This is a genomic window from Trabulsiella guamensis ATCC 49490, assembly GCF_000734965.1.
GTDB classification, from domain to species: Bacteria; Pseudomonadota; Gammaproteobacteria; order Enterobacterales; family Enterobacteriaceae; genus Trabulsiella; species Trabulsiella guamensis.
Genome location: NZ_JMTB01000145.1, coordinates 1 through 1,653, shown reverse-complemented (window position 1 = coordinate 1,653; position 1,653 = coordinate 1). Strand labels below are relative to the sequence as shown.

The following is a 1,653-nucleotide window of genomic DNA, read 5'->3' as shown; positions in this document are numbered from 1 at the left end:
AACAATGTCGAACAAACCCTTTCATTATCAGGATCCTTTCCCCCTTTCAAAGGATGACACCGAATACTATCTCCTCAGCTCCGATTATGTTTCTGTCGCAGAATTTGAAGGGCAGGAGATCCTCAAAGTAGACCCTCAGGCGCTGACCCTGCTCGCGCAACACGCTTTCCACGATGCCTCGTTTATGCTGCGTCCGGCACATCAGCAGCAGGTCGCTGATATCCTGCACGATCCGCAGGCCAGCGAGAACGACAAGTACGTCGCGCTGCAGTTCCTGCGTAACTCTGAGATCGCCGCGAAGGGCATTCTGCCGACCTGTCAGGACACCGGTACCGCCATCATCACCGGCAAAAAAGGCCAGCGCGTCTGGACCGGCGGCGGTGATGAAGCGGCGCTTGCCCGCGGGGTGTACAACACCTATATCGAAGACAACCTGCGTTACTCGCAGAACGCCGCGCTGGACATGTACAAAGAGGTTAACACCGGCACCAACCTGCCGGCGCAGATTGACCTCTACAGCGTTGATGGCGACGAGTACAAATTCCTCTGCATCGCCAAGGGCGGCGGTTCGGCCAACAAAACCTATCTGTATCAGGAAACCAAAGCACTGCTGACGCCGGGTAAACTGAAAAACTATCTGGTTGAAAAGATGCGCACGCTGGGGACCGCAGCCTGCCCGCCGTATCATATTGCGTTTGTGATTGGCGGCACCTCAGCGGAAGCCACGCTGAAAACCGTCAAGCTCGCCTCGACCAAATACTATGACGGTCTGCCGACGGAAGGTAACGAGCACGGCCAGGCGTTCCGCGACGTACAACTGGAAAAAGAGCTGCTGGAAGAGGCGCAGAACTTCGGCCTCGGCGCGCAGTTTGGCGGTAAATATTTCGCGCATGATATCCGCGTGATTCGTCTGCCGCGCCACGGTGCCTCCTGCCCGGTCGGCATGGGCGTTTCCTGTTCCGCAGACCGCAACATCAAAGCGAAGATTAACCGTCACGGTATCTGGCTGGAAAAACTGGAAGACAACCCGGGCAAATACATCCCGGAAGCGCTGCGTAAGGCGGGCGAGGGTGAAGCGGTGCGAGTGGACCTGAACCGCCCGATGCGCGAAATCCTTAAGCAGCTGTCGCAGTACCCGGTGTCCACGCGCCTGTCGCTGACCGGCACCATCATCGTCGGGCGTGATATCGCCCACGCGAAGCTGAAAGAGCGGATGGACAGAGGCGAAGGGCTGCCGCAGTACATCAAGGATCACCCGATCTACTACGCCGGTCCGGCCAAAACGCCGGAAGGGTATGCCTCCGGTTCGCTGGGGCCAACCACCGCCGGTCGTATGGATTCCTACGTGGATCAGCTCCAGTCAGAAGGCGGCAGCATGATCATGCTGGCGAAAGGCAACCGCAGCCAGCAGGTGACCGACGCGTGTCATAAACACGGCGGTTTCTATCTCGGCAGCATCGGTGGCCCGGCGGCGGTACTGGCGCAGGGCAGCATTAAGAGCCTGGAGTGCGTGGAGTACCCGGAACTGGGGATGGAAGCCATCTGGAAAATCGAAGTGGAAGATTTCCCGGCGTTCATCCTGGTGGATGACAAAGGCAACGACTTCTTCCAGCAGATCCAGTCCTCGCAGTGCACGCGTTGCGTGAAGTAACC

The 1,653-nt window shown here is 58.3% G+C and carries 1 protein-coding gene; it reads left to right on the top strand.

The features are described 5' to 3' along the window. The first annotated feature begins 4 nt into the window (after positions 1–4). Positions 5–1,651: a class I fumarate hydratase FumA gene (gene fumA, locus GTGU_RS23095; protein WP_038163334.1), complete on the top strand. Its 1,647-nt coding sequence runs from the start codon at positions 5–7 to the stop codon at positions 1,649–1,651. The last annotated feature ends 2 nt before the right edge of the window (positions 1,652–1,653 follow it).